Genomic DNA, 23,469 nt, shown 5'->3' with positions numbered 1-23,469 from the left:
CTCACTCTCCTATCTGACGGTTCGGTCCTGGCTGTTCCAGCGCAACCTCATATACTTTTTCTGCAATATCCGTGAACAAAATTCCATTTAAATGGTCAATTTCATGCTGAAAAGCACGAGAAAGCAACCCTGTCGCTGTAACGGTAATGGTTCTACCCTCGCGGTCCAGTCCCTTGACTGTAACCTTCTCGGCACGACGCACATCCCCGTTCAACCCTGGTATACTCAGGCAGCCTTCAGGACCCAATTCCTCCCCTTCTTCGGCCACGATCTCTGGATTAATCATTTTAATCAAACCATGCTCATCTCCAGCATCTACAACGATGAGACGCTTCAAAATACCTACTTGCGGAGCAGCAAGACCTACTCCCTCCGCTTCATACATCGTATCTGCCATATCGTCGAGCAGCTTTTGCACGTTAGGCGTAATTTTAGTGACTTCCTTTGCTACTTTGTGCAATACGTCATCCGGCTCCAACACTATAATTCTAATTGACATGACAACAGAACACCTTCCTCTTTATGCTTCATTTAGGCCTAACTGTATTCATCACAAACGCGACTGCTACATTATCCTATGTACGGACGGCTTGTCCGCATTAATTGTGCTAATAACTTTTGTGGCAACATTCTACATAAGCATTTGCGGATCAACATCCAGACTAATTAGCAACTTTTGTGCCTGTGCTGATTCGGCCATTTCATCAGCTACTTGCTGAGCCAAACTAATCGCATCGATATTTCCACGCCATTTTATCATACATTGAAATCGGTATCTATTCTTGATTCTCGAAATGGGTGAAGCTACTGGTCCCAAAATGTCGAGTACATCCGATGTAAGACGATCCATATTCCCGAACCATCCCCGTTGTCTGGCCCGTCCCTGTAGTGTTGCTGAATAATTCTCAGCCAGCCGGACCAGCACCGGGAGTTGTTCATGAGAAAAGGTCACCAAAATAAGACGACAATATGGTGGATAGTGCAAATTGCGGCGGTGTTTCAATTCTTCCCTCACAAAAGAAGCATAATCATGGCGACTTGCGTGAATCACCGAATAATGCTCTGGAGTATAGGATTGTACAAATACTTCCCCTGGCAATTGATGTCTCCCAGCACGTCCAGCTACTTGTGTTAACAGTTGAAAAGTCTTTTCCGCGGCCCGAAAATCCGGTAAATTGAGAGCCGAATCCGCAGTAATGACACCAACCAGTGTCACATCGGGAAAGTCCAGGCCTTTGGCAACCATTTGAGTACCGAGCAGCACGTCCGCTTTTTTATCACGAAATTGCTTGAGGAGCTTTTCGTGGGCATTTTTTTCTGTCGTTGTATCAACATCCATTCGAACAACACGTATACCGGGGAATAGCTTCGCCAGCTCTTCTTCCACTCGCTGGGTACCTGTACCGAAATAGCGAATATGCTCACTACCGCACTCAGGGCAAGTCTGAGGTACAGGCTCGGAATAGCCACAGTAATGGCAACGTAAATTGTTCGACCGCTGATGATACGTAAGCGAAATATCACAATGCGGACAACCCGCGACATAGCCACAGCTACGGCACATGACGAACGTGGAGTGCCCACGCCGATTCAACAGGAGTACCGTCTGCTCCTTACGCTCTAACCGCTCTGCAATTCCATTATGCAACGCACGGCTGAACATAGAGCGGTTGCCAGCACGCAGTTCCTCACGCATATCCATGATATGTACTTCGGGTAACGTGTTCCCCAATGCGCGAGTTGGCATTTCAAGCAGCAACGGCGCAAACTCGTCGTTGCTTTGTGAGCGAGCTGCATAGTAGCTTTCCAGCGACGGTGTAGCCGAGCCGAGAATAACAACAGCCCCATGCTGATGGGCTCTGCGAATGGCGACATCACGCGCATGATATTTAGGTGTCTCTTCCTGCTTATAGGACGTTTCGTGCTCCTCATCCATAATAATAAGACCTAACTCACGAAAAGGCGCAAATACTGCCGAGCGAGCACCAATCGCCACTTTCACACGGCCTTCGCGTATTTTGCGCCATTCATCGTACCGTTCCCCCCCGGACAACCTACTGTGCATCACTGCTACCTGATCGCCAAACCGGCCTTTAAAACGCTCAACCATTTGTGGGGTTAACGATATTTCAGGTACCAGCACAATGGCCTGCCGATTCTGCTCGATACAACGCTGAATCGTCTGTAGATAAATTTCCGTCTTACCGCTCCCTGTGACTCCATGCAACAAATAAGCTCCTTGCTCACGTGTGTCCAGCTGGCGAATAATCCGTTCATATACTGACTGCTGCTCTACTGTGAGAGGGAGTGGCTCTGTAGGCTTGAAGTGTCTGCCCCGGTAGGGGTCGCGGAACACTTCGACATCCTCCAGCAACACATAGCCCTTATCTTCCAGCGCCTTAACCGTTGCAGCCGAGACACTCAGTGAGGTCATGACTTCCTTCAGTGACAAAGGCAGAAACTCGCTACGTTCCAGCAAAAAAGCAAGTACCTCCCGCTGACGCTGCGCTTTGGCAGAAAATTGCTCCAGTGCCGTTGATGCCTCGTCTATGCCAATAGCCAGATCAACGGATTTCATGGTCTTTTTGCCAAGTTTGTCTTTGATAACTTGACTTTCCTGAAGTACACCCCGGCGTAACAGGGATTTAATAACCTCCGCTTCTTCAGGGAAACGTCGACTGAGTTGCTGCAATGGGACTTGCTCCTTCTCCTGAATGAAGCTAACAATCCGACGCTCCGTCGGATCACTCATACCATCGTCGATCAGAAGTGCCCATTCGAGTTCATCGCCCTGATTCGGTTGTATAGTACGTTGTGGATGCGTTAACTCATGCTGTTCCGCAATTGAGATATAACGTTCTGCTTTGCCCTTGAGCGCGGTAGGAATCATCACTTGCAGTGCCATAATTTGATTACAAGCATAACGTTCGCTCATCCACTTGCCCAGTTCGACTAGGTCGGCAGATAAGGGTGGTACCAAATCCAGCAGTTCCTGGATCGCTCTCATTCTGTATTTCGGTGGATCATCAGCTGGGACTACCGAGATGACAAAAGCCTGCACCGTCCGTTTGCCAAATGGTACAGCTACCCGACTACCCGGCTCAATCCAAGGTCTCATTGAGTCTGGTATCAGATAATCGAAGGTGCGGTCCGTATCCTTGGCAGGTACATCGACAATGACCTTGGCAACTAAATTGCCCGTCTCCATTAATGCAGCACCCCACCCATGCGTCCCGCGGCTATAGTAAGCAACTTACGCGCAACTTCTTCCTTTGACTGTACAGGAATACGCTCTACGATCCCGCTTCGGTCATAAATTTGAACAGCATTCGTATCGACGCCAAAACCAGCACCATTCACAGTTACATCGTTTGCCGCGATCAAATCACAATTTTTACGTTCTAATTTATCTATCGCATACGTCTCCAAATGTTCGGTTTCAGCTGCAAAGCCAATTAAAAATTGATGTTTCTTACTCCGTCCGAGTGATTCTAAAATATCGACGTTCTTCACTAGCTCTAGCGTAAATACACTATCTTTTTTCTTGATCTTGGTCTGTGCAATCTCACGTGGTCGATAATCTGCAACTGCAGCAGCCATAACGACCATATCGCTCGTTTCCCATTGTTTTAATACAGCGTCGTACATATCTTCAGCTGACTGGACTCTTTCAAGCATAATACCAGTAGGCGGTTCCGCGCTGGTATTGGCAGCAATCAAGTGCACCTCTGCACCCATCTCCTGAGCCACTTTTGCAATGGCAAAGCCCATTTTGCCAGATGAATCATTTGTGATATAACGTACTGGATCAATTCGCTCGATCGTGCCTCCAGCCGTTACAATGACTTTTTTGCCTGAAAGCACCGATTTATTCTCATTCACAAGTGACTCAGGCATTTGAGCCTCCATAGATTCGTCACCAAACCATCGTGGTTCAGACTTGATGGTGGTTTTTTGTTCCTGAGCTTGCTGATCAAAAAAACGCTCTATGGTTTGCACAATTGTGTCCGGCTCTTCCAAACGTCCTTTGCCAACGTAACCGCAAGCCAGTAATCCTTCACCAGGCTCAATCATCTTCACGCCACGTGATACAAGCGTCTCCATATTTTGCATGACTGCGGGATGAGTGTACATATGTACATTCATCGCAGGTGCCACCATAATAGGCGCTGTTGTAGCCAACAACGTTGTAGACAGCATATCATCAGCAAGACCATGCGCCATTTTCCCGATAATATTCGCAGTTGCAGGAGCAACAAGCACCAAATCAGCCGCATCCGCCAGATGAATATGGGATACGACTGACGGCTCTCTTTCATCAAATGTGTCACTGTACACCGGATTACGAGAGAGCGACTGCAACGTAAGTTCGGTAATAAACTCCTTGGCAGAGGCCGTCATAATCACATGAACATCGGCGCCCTTTTGCGTCAACCTACTACACAGCGCTGCCCCTTTGTAAGCAGCAATTCCGCCAGTTATACCAAGAATAATAACTTTTCCCTTCAACATCGTTAACTCCCCCTGACCTAAAAAAATAACAACCTTGCGGTTGTCAAAGGAATTGGCATTGCGCCCGGTTATAATAGTTGTGTATAATTCTTACTCGTCTTCGCCGCTTTCAAGACGCAGATGATCCGCGTAAATCTCTTCCAACGCCACTCCAACCTGTTTGTGGGATTTAGGATTCTTGAGAGTCGTCTTTTCACCCTCGCGCAACTGTCTGGCACGACGTGAAGCCGCTACAACCAACGAATACTTACTATCTGCCTTTTTCATCATTTCATCAATGGAAGGATACAGCACGAATAGACACCTCTTCATGTAGTTTTGGGACTGTATAAGCTGAACTCCAGTGTACACCTTCAAGCTCAGCTTATACAGTATTATTTCTCTTTAGGTACGCTTGGCATATGTAAAGCCCTCGTTTAAGGATGAACCTTACAATGTTCGGCGATAATAATGGATTCTATTCGTTTACAAGCGAAATCAATCTCATCATTGACGACCGCATAATCATAGTGACGCAACAAATTCATTTCATCCACAGCTACCGACATACGGTGGTCTATGGTCGCTTGAGTTTCTGTGCCCCGTCCCCGGATTCTATCCTTTAATTCGTCTAGCGAAGGCGGAAGCAGAAAAATGAATATGCCTTCTGGAAATTTTTCTTTAACCTTTAGCGCTCCCTGAACTTCAATCTCCAGAAAAATATCTTTTCCCTGCGCAAGGGTCTGATCTACAAAATCACGTGGAGTACCATAATAATTCCCTACATACTCAGCATACTCCAGCATTTCATCTCGTTCAATCATACCCAAAAATTCTTCACGCGTTTTAAAAAAATAGGTCACTCCATCCTGTTCGCCTGAACGAGGTGTTCGAGTTGTAGCAGAAACGGAGTATGTTATCTCTGGTAGCTTCTCACGCAATGCGTTGCCTACCGTCCCTTTACCGACACCCGAAGGTCCGGATATTACAAATAATAATCCCTTAGCCATAGTACACTCCATTTTTATTCGTCATTGTCATCATCTTTAGTGGATAGGCGATGAGCGACCGTCTCCGGCTGCACCGCAGACAGGATTACATGATCACTGTCTGTAATAATAACAGCCCGCGTCCGGCGGCCATAGGTAGCATCAATTAGCATATGACGGTCCCTGGCTTCCTGTATAATCCGCTTGATCGGAGCAGACTCCGGACTGACGATGGAGATAATTCGGTTGGCCGACACGATATTGCCGAAACCAATATTGATCAATTTAATTGCCATATTCAGGTCTTTCCCCCTATACATGTGACTCTTGCAGCCGTGCCGCTACCAGGTAGCTACTCAATATTTGCAGCCTGCTCACGAATTTTCTCGAGCTCTGCTTTCATCTCAACGACCAAATTAACCAATGTGAGATGATTAGCCTTGGAGCCGATCGTGTTGACTTCCCTGTTCATTTCCTGGATTAAAAAATCTAATTTGCGACCGGCCGGCTCGTCTGACAGCAGCAATCCCTTGCACTGTCCAAAGTGACTTTGAAGCCGGGTAAGTTCCTCGTCAATATTGCTGCGATCCGCGAATAACGCAATCTCCATTCCGAACTTATGTTCATCAAGCGTAAATGAACCGTCCTGAAGCTCTTTAAGCCTGTGTTTCAGCCTGTTACGGTAGTCGCTCACAACATGAGGAGCCAGCACCGTCATTTCATGATGCAGAGATTCCAGACGTAAAATACGGGATTCCACATCTTGCGCCAAATGCCCGCCTTCTCGCCTTCTCATCTCCAGTAAACCTTGCAAAGCTTCATTCAAAGCCCGCTGTAGTTGCTCTTCCCAGTCCTCTTCATCTCCATGGCAAGCCTCTCCAGGCTCACCCAGAACGTCAGGCAAAGCAAGAATATCGCCTATCCCTAACGTTCCTTTCACTCCATAACGATCCGCCAGCTGCTCCGCTGCATGCAGGTAAGCCTGCACCACAGTGTCATTCAACCGCGCGGCGGGCATCTGTTCTTCATCACGTTCCCTGTGGATGAAGACATCGATACGGCCGCGTTTAATCTGCTGTTGAACCGTTCTTCTCAAGCCATCTTCGTATCGAGTCCATTCGCGCGGAATTCTCATCATCACTTCGCAATAGCGGTGATTCACCGATTTCAATTCCAAGCGCACTTTATAGCCCTCATAATGAAGGATGGCTTGACCGTATCCGGTCATACTCAATGACATCGGCATCACATCCATTATACTATTGTAATTGATTATTATAGTCGAAACAAGGGGGCCTGTGCACGGCCTGATTTTTGCCATACGTAAGAAGTCAGTTCAGCTGTCATTTCATAGAACATAAATGGAGTCATAAAATAGATTCCATTAAAATGTTCCATTGCCGTATCAAGTAACTCCTTGGCAATAGACACGCCCATTGCTCGTCCTTCCGGACCCTCAAGACCAGACATACGTGCACGTACCTCATCGGATAACTGAATCCCTGGCACTTCATTGTGCAAGTATTCTGCATTGCGCCCACTAGCCAGCGGCATAATACCGATAAAAATCGGTACTTCCAAATGTCGTGTCGCTTCCGCGATGGCTGCAATCAACTCGTGGTCGTATACGGGCTGAGTCATAACATAATCGGCTCCGGAGGCAATCTTCTTCTCCAACCGCTGTACGGCTTTACCCAAATGCTTGACATTAGGATTAAATGCGGCACCTACCACAAAATTAGCTTTCTGCTTCAGTGGCTTACCGGAAAATGCGACTCCATCATTTAATTGCTTGATCATGCGTATGATTTCAAAAGAGGTCATATCATACACCGAACTGGCGCCTGGCAAATCACCGAACCGCGCCGGATCTCCAGTAACCGCCAGTACATGGTCAATACCGAGCGCGTCAAAACCCATCATGTGGGATTGAGTACCAATCAGATTGCGATCACGACATGCTATATGAATTAATGGGCGCAAGCCTGTTTCAATACTGACCAAATGTCCAAGCGCCATGTTGCTCATGCGAGTGACTGCAAGCGAGTTGTCAGCTAGTGTAAGCGCGTCGGCCCCTGCTTTCTTCAATGCATGAGCACCTTGCATAAACCTTGTAATGTCCAGATCGCGCGGAGGATCCAGTTCTACAATGACTGTATGACGTTCCTTAACCAGATCCACAATATTGGGCTCGCTGGTATGTTTGCCATTTCCTCGTTCCTCTTCATCTGCAATCTGCTCTGCCACTTGAAAGGACTCTTTCGACAAAGCTTCTTTTGAAGCCAGCGGAGGCGGTTGCAAACGGTTCAAGGCTTTGGAGATAGCTGCAATATGTTCCGGTGTAGTTCCGCAGCAACCACCGAGCAGCCTCGTCCCCAGGTCTACAAAGGACTTGGCACATTCTCCAAAATATTCAGGTGATGCACCGTATACATAGTGACCGTCCACATAATCTGCTAGTCCTGCATTCGGATATACGGACAGCGGTACAGACAAAGGGCCGTCCAGCTGCTCCATTACACTCATAATTCCCTGCGGACCCGAGTGACAGTTAAATCCAAGGATGTCTGCCCCCTCATTACGCAGCACCGAAAAAGCTTCCGCCACCAAAAAACCATCCTGGGTACGACCAACCTGATCAACTGCAAACTGACAAATTACCGGAATGTCACTGTATTTACGTACACTGTGAAGCGCAATGCGTATTTCATCCAGTGAATAAAACGTTTCGCACAAAATGCCGTCGACTCCTTCGGAGAGAAGGGCATCAATTTGCTGCTCATAGTTTCTTGCCAGCTCCAGTTTTGATATGTTAAGCCGTTTGCCCCCACATATGGAACCCACTGCACCTACCACATAATGTTCAGGTCCGGCCGCAGCTCTGGCAATTCTCACACCGGCACGATTGATCTCTTCTACCTTAGATTCCAAACCAAACCGGGCTAACTTATAATCATTTGCAGAAAATGTATTAGTCTCCAGCAATCGAGCTCCTGCACTTAAATATTGACCATGCACGTCTGATATAACGTCAGGCGAAGTGATGTTCAGTTCTTCGAAAGACGTATTTACTGGAAATCCTAGCTGGTATAAAAAAGTCCCCATTGCGCCGTCTCCGACAATAATTTCACGATTCAGCACAGTACGCAAATCCGGTTTCATGTCCTCTACTCCACCCCGCTCTTTATTTTCATACTAATGTAACATAAAGAGACTACAAACATAAGCCAAAAACAAAAAAAGCCGCCCCACCCCCCGACAATATGATATCAGGAGTGAAGCAGCTTCATTTATCTTTTCTATTTCCTACTATATTTTCCCATCGGAAGAATGGAGAGAGTACGCGTAAAAAGTCCCTTTTTTATTCACTTTAGCCACAATAGAATCCGTTCCCTTTTGCTGCTTGGAGAACGTATATTGATTCCCTTGAACTTTCACTTTATAGCCGGTCAAATTGATATTAAACAACATCTGAGCCTTGGGCTTGACTAGCTTCAAAGCTTCTGAAGCAGTATATTTCGGGCTTGCAAATGTTTTTTTGAAATCTGCGTCATCGTTCCAGTCTACCCCATAGGTGGATACGGCCAGCACTTTACCGGTTACCGCGCTAATTTTGACCTCACTCGCCTCGTTTGCATCCTCAAACGACCAGTATGAAAGTCCCTTCGTCTCGTCCTTGTACCGTGAAGCGTGCTGTACCTTGATTCGCTGTCCACTCACACGCTTAAATGTGTTCATTGCACGGTTCAGTAACACAGGGTCCACCTGCTTCAGGGCATAGTCTGCGTTGATGGTAATAGCGTTACCTCGATCCACATCCACATACAACGAGGAAGCTTGTTCTCCTGCACCCCAAAACACCCAGTAATTTGAAGGCTTGTTGGACTGATAAGGGGATTTGACCCGCCAAAATGCTTCAAATTGCAGAGGACGCTTGCTGTCAAACGCTTTGGCGCTGTTTAGCACTTTCGTCTTGAGTGGTGCGTTCATCGCCTTTCCCAAGCTGCTTATTTTATATCGTATGGTTGTAGAATCCACTCTGTTTTTTTCTTTATTATATTCTGTCTGCAACGTAGCAGTTCCGTCTTCCAGTTCGCCCTCTACAATCCAGGTTTTCCCCATATCTGTCACATCGTCAAATTGAAATGCTGTCTTTGAACCAATGAGTTCTTGCACCGCTTTTTCTAAACGGCTTACCACTGTCGGAGTTAGCGAGCCAACCTGCTTGTCCGTCGTTTCCGCGGCAGCAGGAATGGTCGCCGCCTGAACCGGAAGCGCGGTGGCTACAAATATGAGGACTGCAACTGCTGAAATCCAACGAAATTTCCGCACTATGAACGGCCTCCTTATTGTTTTTTCATTTTCTATATTATACATCGTTCAGGCGCCAAAAAAAGACAGAATATTGCCTTCTTCATCGTATTCCTTGTATACAGGGGCATGTAAGTCCAAAAAAAGAAGACCTCTAAGGTCTTCTCAGAGTGTCGAGAAAGTCCAGAGGACTTTTCGACACTTCTATTTTTATATGGGGAGACGCATCTTTTAAAACAAAAATCGATTTAAAACGATCTGAGGACCCTAGTTTTTAGACCACTAAGACAGTTTTAAACCCCCTGCAAAAAAACAGGGGGTTTCTCGACAGCCTGAGAAGACCTCTAAGGTCTTCTTTTCACTCACTTCTATACGATTCATAGGCCAGTTACACGCTATCTTTATAATTCACATGATTCAGAACAGACGACCTTCGTACACGATCTCAGCCGGGCCCATCATATATATGTGATTATCTTCCTCGCTCCATTCGATATCCAGATCGCCGCCCTTCAGGCTTACAATGGCGTGACGATCGCTGTATCCGTTTAGTACAGAAGCAACAAGCGTAGCACAGGCTCCGGTTCCACAAGCTAGCGTTGGTCCGGCTCCCCTCTCCCATACTCTCATATCTATATGCTTCCGGCTACGTACCGTGGCGAACTCAACATTTGTTTTTTTAGGGAACAACGGATGGCATTCCAGCTTTGGCCCCCAGGCTTCCAGCTCAAAGCTTGGCGCATCCTCCACATAAATGACACAGTGCGGATTCCCCATAGATACAGCCGTAAAGCGAAAACCACTTCCTCCAGCTTCAATAGGCTCGTTAATTACGCTAGTCCGCTCTAGTGTAGTTGGAATTTTCAAACCCTCAAGAATCGGCTCTCCCATATCTACCTTCACCCTACGAACAAGTCCGTTCTCTACAGTTAGTTCCACCTGCTGCACACCTGCACCCAGGGTCTCGATCGTGATCTGTTCACGGTTGATATGTTTACGGTCATATACGTACTTGGCAGCACAACGGATAGCATTACCACATTGCTCGGCCTCCGAGCCGTCCGAGTTAATGATGCGCATGCAGAAATCCGCTTTCTCTGACGGCAATATATATACCAACCCATCGGCGCCAACACCAAAATGTCGATCACATAGCCGAACAGCTAATTCCGAGGCGTCAGACGGCAAATCCTGATGCCCAAACCAAACGATAAAATCATTACCTAGACCGTTCATTTTTGTGAATTCCATAGCTTACCTCCGCCGTTGCTGCTGATATCATGTTCCTCATGAAGCTTTGATCCCATGATATCATACAGGACAATAGTGGGAAAGCGATGCGATATGCATGACCCGATTTCTAGGCTGAAAACTTCGTACGTCCCGCTGAAAAGTGTGTATTTCCGCCGCGACGACGGTTGCGTCGACCGCCCCATACACTTCCTGCTCCCATCAGAAACGTCGGAATCCCAGCTGCGACAATGGATAGCGCCCACTCACGCAAACCGAGCGGTACCGTTTTGAAAATAGGTTGCAGCATAGGCACGTACATAACCACTAGCATTAGCACTACGGAGGACAGCACGGCAAGCACGAGATAACTGTTTTGAAACGGATTACGATGGAAAATAGAACGGGAACTGCGGCAATCAAATACATGAATTAACTGTGCCAAGACTAGCGTAGCAAAGGCAACGGACTGTGCTTTGATCAATTGTCCTGCGTCATCCGGTGCAATACGTAATGTCAGCCAGAAGGCCGCTAGCGTACATAAACCAATCAACAAGCCACGACTAATGATTTTCCAGCCCAATCGACGAGCAAAAATATTTTCCTTTGCGCCACGAGGTTTGTGCTCCATAAGATCCTTTTCTGGCTGGTCCACCCCCAGAGCCATCGCTGGTAGGCCATCTGTCACCAGATTCACCCATAAAATCTGGATCGGTAACAAAGGTAATGGCAGCCCGGCCATCATGGCAAAAAACATCGTCAAAATCTCACCAACATTGGAGGCGAGTAGATAACGGATAAATTTACGGATATTCTCGTAAATATTCCGTCCTTCCTCAATTGCGGCTACAATGGTTGAGAAATTATCATCACTCAGAACAAGCGCAGCCGCTTCTTTGGTCACGTCCGTCCCCGTAATGCCCATGGCAATACCGATGTCCGACGCCTTTATCGCTGGAGCGTCATTGACACCATCTCCGGTCATGGCTACGACATGTCCGCGTCTTTGCAGCGACTTAACGATCCGTAGCTTGTGCTCCGGCGAAACTCGTGCATACACAGAGACGGTATCAACGGCTTTGTCCAGCGCCGCATCATCCATCGCAGACAATTCCTGTCCTGTCAACACATGGGATCCGCGCTGAAGAATGCCAAGCTGCTGTGCAATGGCCTCTGCAGTTGTACCGTGATCTCCGGTAATCATCACAGTGCGAATGCCAGCACGACGGCACTTGCCAATGGCTTCGCGAACCTCACGACGTGGCGGATCAATCATGCCTGTCAGTCCAATAAAGATCAGCTGTGCTTCAGCCTCCTCAACCGTGGAGACACGCTCATGCGAGCGGATATCACGGTAAGCGACACCAAGTACACGTAGCGCCTCCGAGGCCATTCCTTCGTTAGCCGCCAGTACCTTTTGGCGCAGCGTACCCGTTAACGGAACGACATTTCCTTCCCATAAAATGTAGGAGCACTGACCCAGCAGCACATCCGGCGCACCTTTGGCAAAGACGATGTGTCCTCCCTGGTGGCGTACGAGTACCGACATTCGCTTCCGATCCGAGTCAAAAGGGAATTCTCGCTCCCTTGTGTACAGCTCATATAGCCCTTGTCGCGTGACTCCGCCCTTGGCAGCTAACGTGACCAGCGCTCCTTCCGTCGGATCACCCTTCAGCTCCCAAACGGCGGCCGGCGTCGGCTCTTTGGTTTTCTTTTTCGAACGTAGCTCCTCTGTATCGGCTTGAACAATTTCCGCATTGTTGCAAAGTACACTGGCTTGTAGCAGTCTACGCAGAGATTGTCCGTTTTTAAGATCAGCAGGAAGGTCTCTATCCATAATATGCCCGTGTGGGTCATAGCCCTCTCCCGTAACTCCCCAGAAACGACCGTCCAGCCATAGCTTGGTGACTGTCATTTTATTTTGGGTCAGAGTACCCGTTTTGTCGGAACAAATGACAGATGCACAGCCGAGCGTTTCAACAGAAGGCAGCTTACGTACAATCGCCTTTCGTTTAATCATACGCTGCACACCCAATGCGAGCGCAATCGTCACAATAGCTGGCAACCCTTCCGGTATAGCTGCCACAGCCAAGCTCACTCCAGCCAAGAACATGCTCATGGCTGGCTGTCCATGTAAAATGCCTGCTACGACAACGAGCACCGTTAGCGCCAACGCTACGATAATCAAAATTTTGCCCAATTGCTCCAATCTGTGCTGCAACGGTGTCTCCTGCGACTCCGTATTTTCAATCAAGTCTGCGATCTTACCCATTTCGGTACTCATACCTGTACGTATAACCATTCCTTGTGCAGTTCCTCTAGTCATCATCGTACCCATAAAACCGATGTTTTTTTGATCCCCGAGTGGTACTTCGGCGGCATGAATAGGGCGGCAATGCTTACTCACCGGAACTGATTCACCTGTCAGGGCGGACTCCTCTACATCACAGCCGTTCGTGCTCAACCACCTTACATCTGCGGGAATGCGATCACCACTTTCCAGCAGCACAATATCACCCGGCACCAGTTCTCTGGCCTGAACTTGAATTCGTTTGCCGCCCCGCAACACTTTGGCGGTTGGGGCCGACAGTTGTCTCAAAGCTCGCAATGAACGCTCAGCTCTGAATTCTTGTACAAAGCCGAGAATTCCATTCAGTACAACAATAGCAATAATGGTAATCGCGTCCAAATATTCGCCAAGCAGTCCGGATATCAGGGTCGCTCCCATCAATACAAGCATCATAAAATCCTTGAACTGATTGAGCAGCAGCAAGATTGCCGAAACTCGCTTCCCCTCGCTCAGCTCATTCCATCCTGACCTTTCTCTTCGTTCCGCAAGCTGTTCCTCCGAAAGACCCTGCTTCGGGTCGACTTCCAGACTTGTTGAAAGCTGTTCATTGCTTAATTGGTGCCAGTGTGCTTGTTCCATTCTCCCCAATTCCCTCCCGGTCAGATAGTCCGTTTCCGTCGGTTGTGCGTAGGATGGCTGCCCGTTATTATATTTTTGTGCCGCGATTGCTGATAAGCTGGACAGACTTTCTAGATTCAATCTATTCGGACAGGACCTGAAATATCACAAAGCCGCTTAAGTTTTGTCCCAAAGTTATGTATCATAGAAGGAAGGCGAAAATACATTTGCTTCAAAGGAGAACATAATTATGGCATTGGACGGAATCGTAACCCGCGCTATCGTACACGAACTGCAAGGAATCCGGGGCGGGCGCATTAATAAAATACATCAGCCAAATGATCGCGATATCGTGCTGAATCTGCGGGCACAAGGCGGAAGCGTAAAGCTGCTGCTGTCGGCTAATCCGACCTTCCCGCGTGTACATTTTACAGAACAAAGCTTTCTTAATCCGACAGAAGCCCCTATGTTTTGTATGCTCCTTCGCAAACATTGCGAAGGAGGCGTTATTGAGAAAATCACGCAGGTGGGCATGGAGCGTATTATTCACATGGATATTCGTCAACGTGATGAACTGGGAGATATTTCACTCAAACGAATTATCATTGAACTGATGGGTAGACACAGCAACATTATTTTGCTTGACCCGGAAACAGGCGTGATGCTGGATGGCATTCATCATGTCACACCGTCTATCAGCAGCTATCGGGTCATTATGCCCGGCTTTCAATACACGGAGCCTCCTGAACAAAACAAGCTGAATCCATTAGAAACGGAAGAGGCAGCCTTCATATCCTCGTATCAAACTGCGATCGAGGCCGAAGAAGCTCCCAAACGCTGGATCGTGAACACTTTTACTGGACTCAGTCCCCTCGTTGCTGAAGAGATACTAACTCGAGTAACTAATGAAGTATCTGGTGATAGTGATCGTTCACTATGGAGTACATTCAGTCACATCATGGATGACGTGCGGAATCATCGTTTTCAGCCAGTATCTGGACTAAACGCACAAGATAAAGTGATATTCTCAGCCATTCCACTGACGTTGATCCAAGAAGAACGTAAGGAGTACGCTACTATCAGTGAGTGTATGGAGGACTTCTTCGGTGAAAAAGCAGAACGGGATACGGTTAAGCAAAAGGTCAGTGACCTACTGCGGTTTCTGCAAAACGAGCGGAGTAAAAACGTAAAAAAACTCGACTATCTCCATCAGGATTTGGCCGAGGCGGAAGATGCGGATCAATTTCGCATTTATGGAGAGCTGCTATTCGCTTCGCTGCATGAGGTGAAAAAAGGGGACAAAGAAGTGACGCTCACCAACTTTTATGATGAGGAACAGCGTCCAATGACCATCCCACTGGACCCGCTACTCAACCCATCGGATAATGCACAACGGTATTTTAAAAAATACAACAAATATAAAAACAGCTTGGCTGTCATTGACGAACAACTGGAGAAAACGCACGAAGAAATCCGTTATATGGACAATCTTCTTCAGCAGCTAGCCCACGCCTCTATGAATGACATTGAGGAAATACGTGAAGAACTGGTTCAGCAGGGCTATCTCAGAGATCGGGTCAAAAAAGGAAAGAAAAAGAAGAAAAACGACCGTCCAACCCTGCACGTCTATACATCATCCGAAGGTATCGAGTTACTGGTCGGCAAAAACAACTTGCAAAATGAATATGTGACAAATCGACTGGCCGGACCAAATGACACCTGGCTGCACACAAAGGATATTCCGGGGTCACACGTCGTTATTCGTGCTGAGCAATTCGGGGATACGACGCTGGAGGAAGCAGCTCAACTCGCCGCCTACTTTAGCCAGGCCAAGCAGTCCAGCAGTGTGCCTGTGGACGCCACCCTGATTCGGCATGTACGTAAGCCCAGCGGAGCCAAACCCGGCTTTGTCATCTACGACCATCAGCGTACGCTCTTCATTACACCCGATGAGGAACTGGTCAAAAAGCTGCCGAATCGCATCAAAAACGGCTAAGTCTCACCAGCCTATTAAATCCACAAAAAAAGCCCTTTGTTCTTTGCACGATACACTTCTTGTGTTCCATGCATAAGGCAAGGGGCTTTTTATTTACTTTTGTCCAACAGCAGCCTTCCTCAATTCCTCGACAACCTGATCTTCCACACTACGGCTACCCAGATCACCGTGGAAAATAACACCTTGGCGTGCACCGTGAAAATCCGAGCCGCCAGTTGCAATGAGCCCATATTGCGCCGCCATCGCAGTATATCGGCTCTCAGCCTCAGCATCATGGTCCGAATGTCGCACCTCCAAGCCCACAGGCTTCGCCTCCTCTATAATAGAGCGAACCAGCTCATCATTTCCGTACAAGCCAGGGTGGGCCACCACAGGTACCCCTCCTGCTTCACGAATCCAGTTTATGGCCTCCGCAGGCTCTACACGGGGTACAGACACATATCCGGGTGCTCCTTCCGCCAAGTAACGGTCAAACGCATCCCGCATATCCTTCGCATACCCTTTTTGAACCAGCGTATCTGCCATATGCGGACGTCCAATGCTTTCATCTGGTGCCAGCGGTCTGCCCATCGTAGCCACCACTTCATCCAGTGTGATTTCCACGCCCAGACTACGCAATTGACTCAAAATCAAATCATTACGGGTATCTCGCGCCTGGCGAAGCTTTTCCAACCGCTCCAAAAACACTTTATTGCGGTAATCCATAAAATAACCGAGTATGTGAATATCCTTACCGCCAGCTCGAGTACTAATTTCCACTCCTGGCACCACAGTAATTCCTATGCGGTTTCCCTCCTTCAGAGCTTCCTCCAGACCAGCTACCGTATCATGATCTGTAATGGCTACACCTGCCAGTCCTTTTTCCTTGGCCCAGCGCACATTATCTGCGGGTGGCTGCATGCCGTCAGATGCTTGGGTGTGTGTATGTAAATCATATCGTTTTACGTTAATCTGCTCCTTCATTATACATCCCCCTTCTCTTTCACCTTCGCCAGCTCGTCCTGCGAGTCCCTCAGCACGTCCGTTCCCTGATCATGACGACGCAAGTAAGACAGGAAGGTGACTACCGGAATCGGCAACAACGCCGACTTCAAATGAATTGCATAAAATTCTCGTTTGAACGCGATATCTGAAATGTTCACAATTTTCAACAAACCGAGCGCAACTTCATGCTTCACCGAAGAAGGTGATAGCATGGTAATACCCAGTCCAGCCTCCACCGCCGATTTAACCGCTCCAGTGCTCCCCATCTCCATTACAATACCAAGTCGAGAGGCATCCACACCACGACTTTTCAGCTCATCTTCTATCACTTGACGTGTACCCGATCCCTTTTCTCTGGCTACAAAGGGATGCTTAAACACATCTTCCAGAACCACTTTTTTAGCCTTGGCCAGCGCATGTCCTGAAGGCACAATCAGTTTCAGTTCGTCCTGCATTACAGGTTCTACCACGATATCCGGATGCTGGACTGGGGCCTCAATCAGTCCTAAATTCAACTGATGTTTTAGTATATCATCCATAATTTGAGTCGTATTCATCACATTCATTGCCATGCGTATATGAGGGTATTCCTGGCCAAACGGCCCCAACATTCTTGGTACAATATACTCACCAATTGTTAGGCTGGCGCCAATATGCAATCTTCCCTCCAGCATGTGAGTAAAAGCAGACATCGCCTCGTCAGCTTCCCTAATCAGTTGCATGCTTTTTTTCGCAAAAGGTAGTAGTGTCGCTCCCGCCTCTGAAAGCTCGATTTTTTTAGTCGAACGTTGCAGCAGCTTCGTGCCGAAATAATCTTCCAAAGACTGAATTTGCATCGTCACCGCAGGTTGTGTCATATGCAGCGCTTGTGCCGCCGCCGAAAAGCTCCCACGCTCCGCTACAGTATAAAAAATGTGCAACTGATGAAAGTTCATACTGACAGCCCTCTCCCCTCTGATCTCTCTATTTTACCATAAGAAAAACATCTGTCGAAGCATTTCCAAGTAAACTTACTGAATTGGGGGAGTTTTATTGCTGGAAATAAAAAAAGCATGCAGCTGATAACTGCATACTTTCTACTCAAAATTGACGGTAATCATAAGTTCGGAGATTTTTTCATCTAGAGCCAACCGCCCAATCACCGTCTATTTTTGCTTACGAGTGCTTTTCATCAGTGTCATGCGCCGCGAATGGCGTAGCCATGAATAGTATGACTTCAAATCCCTTAATTCAATGGTCTCCGACATTCGACCCAAAAAGGTAATGACAATCATCTTGTGAAGCGGATTCCCCGCAATATCCATCTCGCCGGGCAACTCTCCAAATTCGGCCACGACGACCAGATCACCATCAATTAAATATACATCCTCTTCGTTATGATAGTAGGACTCCATCCTGTTTTGCTTCAGGCATTCCCAAAGCCAGGCGGCGATATGATTCGTCTCGGACTGTTTCTGCTCTATCCGATCTAAGTAGCGAGTTTTCGCATGATTTGTAATCACGATATCGGCGACTTTTTTATCGCCCATCTCCACGTAGAACGGTTCGTATGTACTCCATCGCTGCATTGCTTTGTCACGCACGGGATCACTCTCCCCACCAGATAGGTCTTTATATCTACCAATATATTCATATGTTACCTCAACAGACCCGGGACTACAAGTTACAAAATTGAAGTTTATGGGCGGTTTTTAAAGATTTTTTAGGTCTAACAGCATTAAGACCATTATGCAAAAGTCCTGACTTTACAAAAAAAAGCCAGCCCGTAGGCTGACCTTTTAAGAATATTTTACAATTTATAGATATTAGAAACTTATATTTCATATTCTTTCATCTTTTCCTTATCGTCGTTGTACTCCGTCCTAATCTCATTTCGAAAAGAACGCTCGACCTTACGCACATAGGAAAGTCTGCGAATATTTTTAACGGTGTCTTCTGCCCGATCCGCATTCATATATATAACTACATAATGCATACGCTTTGAAATAAAGTGGACATTTCCGTATTTCTCCAGATTGCGGGCAGCCTTGATATCGCTTACCCAAATGATGTACCCTGTCCGCTCGGCAAACATTCGCTTCATCTCCCCTCCACTCGGTATCATTCCTATGACCTATCCACAGGAGCATTTCCCTCCGCTGCCACATCCGCCCTTTTTCACATTCGGATCATTGCTCGGCACCTTAATGGTCTCGGACACGGAATATGCAATCGTTTCAGACATGGCATGAAGCATATCATCCAGCGCCTTTTCAGCTCGTTTGAACTCCTTAACCTCCACGAATTGTTCCAGTTCCAGCTCAACGACCTGCACTGCATCCTTCGCTTCATGATAGTTCGGATGAAAATGCCCAAAACGCTCCGTTTCCGCGAATAGCTCCTTTTTGGCATCCAGCTTGCGTACACACGCCTGAATAGACGGATTCAATTCCACACGCTGTTTCCAATATAAATAATCCGATACCTCAAAGGATCGGTTGACCATATCGCCCAATTCATAGGCGTTAATAAGCACTTCTGCCATATTGACCGTATTCAATTCGGCTACGCTCATGAATGTTCATCTCACTTTATATAAAGTTCTACCCAGTAAAAGTAGACTCATTTATCATACCACATCCTTCTTTTGAGAAGAAGGAGTTTCATGCACTTCCTGGCTCTACTATGTAAAAGGAACCAGCAGCCGCATGTCTGACCATTCACTTGGCTGTAAGCTCGCTTGAGAAGGTGTTTCGTCATCCATTCCTGAGGCATACCAGCCTGTGACACTCCATGGTGCACCGGGAACCACCGCCTCCGGTATCCATTTAACCTCTTTCCCACCGATTCGCAGTCCCACAGCGGCCTGCCAACGTATCGCTTGCTCGATCAACTGCCGGGCAGTGGAAGTATGGTAACTCCTCCATTCTTTTGTCCATGAGGAGGGGACTGTAGATCTTTCTGGAAAATAGTCAGATGGATCAGGCAGCGTGTGCTCTTGTTCGTAAAAATGCAGCGTGCGCCCTGTATAAACCAAACCTGCTCTTCCCTCTTGGGAAAATATAGGACGGGCCTGAATCGGGTCGGACTCCATTTCACTGTTGGGACTGCCTGAACTTATGTTCTCTGTTTCCGAAATCAATGGGTAATGATGAGTTGGCTCGTCCACACCTTCCGGTTCACGACGTGGGCCTAATCCAATTGCAGCAAGCGTTTTTCGTATTTTGACAGCAGAGCTCGCCGGAATAATAAAGTCCCTATCGCCCAGCCGTTCCAGTAATCCTTCTAGCGCGGGATGGCGTGCAACTATGTCTGCATCCTCCTGTGTGCCACATCGCAAAAGTGTTACCTTTGCAAAAGCGGTCCGTCCGACATCACCTGCCCACTGTTCTACCGTCATACGTACATGATCAGGCACACCTGTTCGGCTGTATTTATCCAGAAGAGCAGGAATTGCTTTGGCTTCCATCCCTAACTCGATTGCCTCTGTAACACTTTCTCTGGTGAGCCGGTATACTACCATACGATCTCCTGTCACACGTTCACAGCAGCATTCCAGTCGCCAGCGCACATCATATGCCACATCTGGTGGAACCAATATTTCAAAATCAGGTTGTACATAAAAAGCACCTTGCTCTTGATGTGTATCCTCGTAATTATTGGGACGAAGCATTTCTATCACAGATACATTCCAGCGAAAACACAGTTCACCCGATACAGTCTGGCCCCAATCGCCCATTCCAAAAGCAGTCAGGGCCTTAAGCCAACCCTTCAATTCCTCCATGAAAGGTTCATTGAAATTATAATCAGAGCCCGTTTCTCCCGCAAACCCTTCCGGATTTGAGATTGTAGGAACAAGGTCTAAAAGGGCACCATTCTTGGAATCCGCTCTGCTCGTACTCTCATGCTGGATTAGGCCTACCTGAAGCATCCATTGCAGCAGAAACTTGATAGATATCCACCCTTCTGTCCCTACATACTGGGAGACGGCACACAGCATATAGCGAAAATGCTGCATAGACGCTTCGGCCTTGCCGTATCTTTCCATGAGTGTAGCAAAAATATGCTTGCGCATTTGCCAAGCAGACAAACGAATCCAAGTCGCCAGTTCCGTTTCCTGAATGCGAAAAGATACAGTTTCTTTCACTAACAGCCCCAAACTGAGTAGCAAATCCATCATTACCACCGTTTGCACTGGATACAGCTCTGCATGCGCATAATGCAACCCAAGACCCATCAGGTCATCTGGGCGAAAGGGGGTCAGTTCATTCAATTTTTGCAATGATCGCTTATGTATGGTTCCTTTGGCCGTCAAAGGGACACCTTGCACCGCAATACGTGACAACGCATGCAGTAATTCCGACTCCAGGCCTGTCATTGATTCATGTACCGTTATCGGATGATCCGAATGCATCATGTTCATTGGATTTTGCTCTAACAACATATCGTACAGATCCGGTAGCCGATGAACCGGAATATATAAAATTCGTTCGCCCCACGATTTGGTAACAGCCTCCAGCCAGCCTCGGGCACGTAATCCACGTAGTGCCAGTTTCGTTTCGACTCCGCTTAACACTCCCCGGGTAAGCTGTATAGGTTCTTCTTCCTTCATGGGCTGTCCCGCGTACCAGATAAAGCATCGCCTAAGCACCAGTAGCTCATCCGATGAAAGCTCATTCCAGCTGTCTTGCGTGTTCGTTACGCCCATTCTTGATTAGGCCTCCTTTTTCTTCCCACGATCAGGCTTAGCATTCCGGCCTCCGTTAGCCTCTGTCACACTAAATCTGCGAACCGCATATTCATAGCCTTGCTCGATCAGAAACAACTGACGACGAGCTGCAAAATCCGTCTCCTTGCTATTCTCCGTCACTAGCGCATAAAAATAAGCTTTATTCTCGCCCGACTTTGGTCGCAAAATACGGCCCAGTCGCTGCGCTTCTTCCTGGCGAGAGCCAAAGCTACCCGATACCTCTATGGCTACTGCCGCATCTGGCAAATCCACCGCAAAGTTTGCAACCTTGGACACCAATAGGGTCCGAATTGTACCCTTGCGGAACGCATCGAACCAACGCACCCGCTCGGTCTGGCTCATTGAACCCGTAATCAGTGGGACGCCCAGCTCCTGAGCCAATATACGCAATTGGTCCAAATATTGACCAATAATAAGCGTGGGCAAACCGCTGTGCTGCTGCATCAGGCTACGCACCGCCTCCAGTTTGACCGGATTTTCGGCTGCAATTCGGTACTGCTGTCTGCCCTCCGCACGCATACTGCGCTCCAAGAGTTCAGCTGTCATTGGAAGCCGTAGCTCCACACAATCGACCTGAGCGATCCAGCCCTGTCGCTCCAGCTCCTTCCACGGCATATCGTATCGTTTGGGTCCAATTAAAGAGAACACATCCCGTTCACAACCATCCTCTCGAACCAGCGTGGCCGTTAACCCCAAACGACGGGTAGCCTGAATGTCAGCCGTCGCCCGGAATACTGGCGCGGGTAGCAAATGAACCTCATCATATATAATGAGTCCCCACTTCCGCTCACTCAGCAGTTTCATATGCTCAAAATCCCCATCTTTGGTACGACGGTGTGTCAAAATCTGGTAAGTTGCCACCGTAATCGGACGCACCTCTTTTTTCTGACCACTATACTCCCCGATGGAATCGGCAGGAATATCCGTCTTTTGCTTTAACTCTTCTACCCATTGCCGTACAGAAGTGGTATTGGATGTTAGAATAAGCACCTCGCACTGAAACCGATTCATTACGGCCATACCTATCACTGTTTTTCCGGCTCCGCATGGAAGCACCAGTACACCACTACCCCCTAAGCCGTCCGCCCCTTCAAACGCATCAGCGGCCTTTACTTGATAATCACGAAGCTGCAACTTCGTTTGTCCCTTTCCCAAGGTAAAACTAAGCTGATTCCCTTCAAGATAGCCTGCCGTATCCACAACGGGATATCCCAAGCGCGTTAATTCCTGCTTGAGCAAGCCCCGATTTTCGGGCGGGACCGATGCGCTTACCTCGTCAACGCGAAGTAAACCAAGCTGTTTTAGCTCTTGCTTGGTCAGTAGCTCATCCAGTAAAGCGGGGGTCTCTGCTTCCAAGATCAAGCGATCACCTATTGTATAGCTGTTGGCTTTCCCTGTCTTTATACCTCCGTCTGGCTCATGTTCAGCACGGTATGCGCCAATCGTATCTGTGCTATAAGTTCGCTCTTCTTCCGTACCCTCCCTTGAAAGCGTCAACGTCCCATAACGAGAAACGAGCTGTTCAATATCCTTCAACAAATCACGTGGAATATCCCAACGAGACATGGAGTTCAAACTATTTTGAATGTCCTCAGCACTCCATCCGAGGGCAGCTGCGTTCCACAAAGACAGTGGAGTGAGGTGATATGTATGAAAAGCGGACGGGCTTTTAACCAACTCCGCATAAATCTGCAACTGTGAACGAGCCCGTTCTGAACCGGGCAAGCCCATTTCCAGCAGAACGGTAAAATCACGTTGTACAATACAAGGATGTTCTGGATTCATAACTACCTCCTGATAATCTAACCATACATCATTTTAAAGTTATATA

Annotated in this window: 19 protein-coding genes; 1 reads left to right on the top strand and 18 read right to left on the bottom strand. The window is 47.7% G+C overall.

Annotation, left to right across the window (positions count from 1 at the left end; genetic code table 11):
• Nucleotide 1: 1 nt before the first annotated feature.
• From def to ACL9RM_RS03675, 11 genes are all read right to left on the bottom strand, one after another.
• Nucleotides 2–499 (bottom strand): peptide deformylase, encoded by a 498-nt coding sequence (def, locus tag ACL9RM_RS03725; protein ID WP_235309507.1) that lies wholly within the window; start codon nucleotides 497–499, stop codon nucleotides 2–4.
• A gap of 132 nt (nucleotides 500–631) precedes the next feature.
• Nucleotides 632–3,208, bottom strand: coding sequence for a primosomal protein N' (gene priA / locus ACL9RM_RS03720; protein ID WP_250268760.1), 2,577 nt, complete (start codon nucleotides 3,206–3,208; stop codon nucleotides 632–634).
• Nucleotides 3,208–4,512, bottom strand: coding sequence for a bifunctional phosphopantothenoylcysteine decarboxylase/phosphopantothenate--cysteine ligase CoaBC (gene coaBC / locus ACL9RM_RS03715; protein ID WP_250268761.1), 1,305 nt, complete (start codon nucleotides 4,510–4,512; stop codon nucleotides 3,208–3,210). The genes priA and coaBC overlap by 1 nt, the downstream gene beginning before the upstream one ends.
• A 90-nt stretch (nucleotides 4,513–4,602) precedes the next feature.
• Nucleotides 4,603–4,806: a DNA-directed RNA polymerase subunit omega gene (gene rpoZ / locus ACL9RM_RS03710; protein ID WP_013310893.1), complete on the bottom strand. Its 204-nt coding sequence runs from the start codon at nucleotides 4,804–4,806 to the stop codon at nucleotides 4,603–4,605.
• Between the two features lie 122 nt (nucleotides 4,807–4,928).
• Entirely contained in the window at nucleotides 4,929–5,501 is a 573-nt protein-coding gene (gene gmk / locus ACL9RM_RS03705; protein WP_061829021.1) for a guanylate kinase, read from the bottom strand.
• A gap of 14 nt (nucleotides 5,502–5,515) precedes the next feature.
• Complete coding sequence (gene remA, locus ACL9RM_RS03700; RefSeq protein WP_005548256.1) at nucleotides 5,516–5,776, bottom strand: extracellular matrix/biofilm regulator RemA; 261 nt, start codon at nucleotides 5,774–5,776, stop codon at nucleotides 5,516–5,518.
• A 56-nt stretch (nucleotides 5,777–5,832) separates the two neighbouring features.
• On the bottom strand, nucleotides 5,833–6,720 hold the full coding sequence (locus ACL9RM_RS03695; RefSeq protein WP_250268762.1) for a YicC/YloC family endoribonuclease: 888 nt from the start codon (nucleotides 6,718–6,720) through the stop codon (nucleotides 5,833–5,835).
• Nucleotides 6,721–6,755: 35 nt separating this feature from the next.
• Complete coding sequence (locus tag ACL9RM_RS03690) at nucleotides 6,756–8,642, bottom strand: bifunctional homocysteine S-methyltransferase/methylenetetrahydrofolate reductase (RefSeq protein ID WP_250268763.1); 1,887 nt, start codon at nucleotides 8,640–8,642, stop codon at nucleotides 6,756–6,758.
• Between the two features lie 147 nt (nucleotides 8,643–8,789).
• The gene (locus tag ACL9RM_RS03685; RefSeq protein WP_250268764.1) at nucleotides 8,790–9,812 is read right to left on the bottom strand and encodes a hypothetical protein; all 1,023 of its coding nucleotides are present in this window, start codon (nucleotides 9,810–9,812) and stop codon (nucleotides 8,790–8,792) included.
• 396 nt (nucleotides 9,813–10,208) lie between these two features.
• On the bottom strand, nucleotides 10,209–11,042 hold the full coding sequence (gene dapF / locus ACL9RM_RS03680; protein ID WP_250268765.1) for a diaminopimelate epimerase: 834 nt from the start codon (nucleotides 11,040–11,042) through the stop codon (nucleotides 10,209–10,211).
• Between the two features lie 109 nt (nucleotides 11,043–11,151).
• Nucleotides 11,152–13,950: a calcium-translocating P-type ATPase, SERCA-type gene (locus tag ACL9RM_RS03675; RefSeq protein ID WP_250268766.1), complete on the bottom strand. Its 2,799-nt coding sequence runs from the start codon at nucleotides 13,948–13,950 to the stop codon at nucleotides 11,152–11,154.
• A gap of 229 nt (nucleotides 13,951–14,179) precedes the next feature.
• Between ACL9RM_RS03675 and ACL9RM_RS03670 the strand changes: the two genes are divergently transcribed.
• Nucleotides 14,180–15,925: an Rqc2 family fibronectin-binding protein gene (locus ACL9RM_RS03670; protein ID WP_061829015.1), complete on the top strand. Its 1,746-nt coding sequence runs from the start codon at nucleotides 14,180–14,182 to the stop codon at nucleotides 15,923–15,925.
• 93 nt (nucleotides 15,926–16,018) lie between these two features.
• Here ACL9RM_RS03670 and ACL9RM_RS03665 read toward each other — a convergent pair whose 3' ends face one another.
• The 7 genes from ACL9RM_RS03665 to ACL9RM_RS03635 all read right to left on the bottom strand — a co-directional run bounded on the left by ACL9RM_RS03665 (nucleotide 16,019) and on the right by ACL9RM_RS03635 (nucleotide 23,423).
• Nucleotides 16,019–16,888, bottom strand: a complete 870-nt coding sequence (locus tag ACL9RM_RS03665) for a PHP domain-containing protein (protein WP_250268767.1) — start codon at nucleotides 16,886–16,888, stop codon at nucleotides 16,019–16,021.
• Nucleotides 16,888–17,844 carry a selenium metabolism-associated LysR family transcriptional regulator gene (locus ACL9RM_RS03660; RefSeq protein WP_250268768.1) on the bottom strand — a complete coding sequence of 319 codons (957 nt, stop codon included), beginning with the start codon at nucleotides 17,842–17,844 and terminating at the stop codon, nucleotides 16,888–16,890. Before ACL9RM_RS03660 ends, ACL9RM_RS03665 begins: the two co-directional genes overlap by 1 nt.
• A 210-nt stretch (nucleotides 17,845–18,054) precedes the next feature.
• Nucleotides 18,055–18,492 (bottom strand): hypothetical protein, encoded by a 438-nt coding sequence (locus tag ACL9RM_RS03655; protein ID WP_023989315.1) that lies wholly within the window; start codon nucleotides 18,490–18,492, stop codon nucleotides 18,055–18,057.
• 230 nt (nucleotides 18,493–18,722) lie between these two features.
• Nucleotides 18,723–18,983, bottom strand: coding sequence for a YlbG family protein (locus tag ACL9RM_RS03650; RefSeq protein ID WP_023989316.1), 261 nt, complete (start codon nucleotides 18,981–18,983; stop codon nucleotides 18,723–18,725).
• A gap of 39 nt (nucleotides 18,984–19,022) precedes the next feature.
• Nucleotides 19,023–19,463, bottom strand: a complete 441-nt coding sequence (locus ACL9RM_RS03645; RefSeq protein WP_061829012.1) for a YlbF family regulator — start codon at nucleotides 19,461–19,463, stop codon at nucleotides 19,023–19,025.
• A gap of 108 nt (nucleotides 19,464–19,571) precedes the next feature.
• Entirely contained in the window at nucleotides 19,572–21,596 is a 2,025-nt protein-coding gene (locus tag ACL9RM_RS03640) for a helicase-associated domain-containing protein (RefSeq protein ID WP_235309497.1), read from the bottom strand.
• A gap of 6 nt (nucleotides 21,597–21,602) precedes the next feature.
• Complete coding sequence (locus tag ACL9RM_RS03635) at nucleotides 21,603–23,423, bottom strand: DNA repair helicase XPB (protein ID WP_250268769.1); 1,821 nt, start codon at nucleotides 23,421–23,423, stop codon at nucleotides 21,603–21,605.
• Between the last annotated feature and the right edge of the window lie 46 nt (nucleotides 23,424–23,469).

The organism is Paenibacillus sp. S29 (genome assembly GCF_049319765.1).
GTDB classification, from domain to species: Bacteria; Bacillota; Bacilli; order Paenibacillales; family Paenibacillaceae; genus Paenibacillus; species Paenibacillus polymyxa_B.
The sequence above is the reverse complement of the archived record's forward strand: the minus strand, read 5'-3'. Positions and strand labels throughout refer to the sequence as shown.

What these genes read in the sequence shown, in the direction of transcription:
- def (WP_235309507.1), bottom strand. Translation starts at nt 499, where the DNA reads ATGTCAATTAGAATTATAGTGTTGGAGCCGGATGACGTATTGCACAAA.
- priA (WP_250268760.1), bottom strand. Translation starts at nt 3,208, where the DNA reads ATGGAGACGGGCAATTTAGTTGCCAAGGTCATTGTCGATGTACCTGCC.
- coaBC (WP_250268761.1), bottom strand. Translation starts at nt 4,512, where the DNA reads ATGTTGAAGGGAAAAGTTATTATTCTTGGTATAACTGGCGGAATTGCT.
- gmk (WP_061829021.1), bottom strand. Translation starts at nt 5,501, where the DNA reads ATGGCTAAGGGATTATTATTTGTAATATCCGGACCTTCGGGTGTCGGT.
- remA (WP_005548256.1), bottom strand. Translation starts at nt 5,776, where the DNA reads ATGGCAATTAAATTGATCAATATTGGTTTCGGCAATATCGTGTCGGCC.
- ACL9RM_RS03695 (WP_250268762.1), bottom strand. Translation starts at nt 6,720, where the DNA reads ATGTCATTGAGTATGACCGGATACGGTCAAGCCATCCTTCATTATGAG.
- ACL9RM_RS03690 (WP_250268763.1), bottom strand. Translation starts at nt 8,642, where the DNA reads ATGAAACCGGATTTGCGTACTGTGCTGAATCGTGAAATTATTGTCGGA.
- dapF (WP_250268765.1), bottom strand. Translation starts at nt 11,042, where the DNA reads ATGGAATTCACAAAAATGAACGGTCTAGGTAATGATTTTATCGTTTGG.
- ACL9RM_RS03675 (WP_250268766.1), bottom strand. Translation starts at nt 13,950, where the DNA reads ATGGAACAAGCACACTGGCACCAATTAAGCAATGAACAGCTTTCAACA.
- ACL9RM_RS03670 (WP_061829015.1), top strand. Translation starts at nt 14,180, where the DNA reads ATGGCATTGGACGGAATCGTAACCCGCGCTATCGTACACGAACTGCAA.
- ACL9RM_RS03665 (WP_250268767.1), bottom strand. Translation starts at nt 16,888, where the DNA reads ATGAAGGAGCAGATTAACGTAAAACGATATGATTTACATACACACACC.
- ACL9RM_RS03660 (WP_250268768.1), bottom strand. Translation starts at nt 17,844, where the DNA reads ATGAACTTTCATCAGTTGCACATTTTTTATACTGTAGCGGAGCGTGGG.
- ACL9RM_RS03650 (WP_023989316.1), bottom strand. Translation starts at nt 18,983, where the DNA reads ATGTTTGCCGAGCGGACAGGGTACATCATTTGGGTAAGCGATATCAAG.
- ACL9RM_RS03645 (WP_061829012.1), bottom strand. Translation starts at nt 19,463, where the DNA reads ATGAGCGTAGCCGAATTGAATACGGTCAATATGGCAGAAGTGCTTATT.
- ACL9RM_RS03640 (WP_235309497.1), bottom strand. Translation starts at nt 21,596, where the DNA reads ATGGGCGTAACGAACACGCAAGACAGCTGGAATGAGCTTTCATCGGAT.
- ACL9RM_RS03635 (WP_250268769.1), bottom strand. Translation starts at nt 23,423, where the DNA reads ATGAATCCAGAACATCCTTGTATTGTACAACGTGATTTTACCGTTCTG.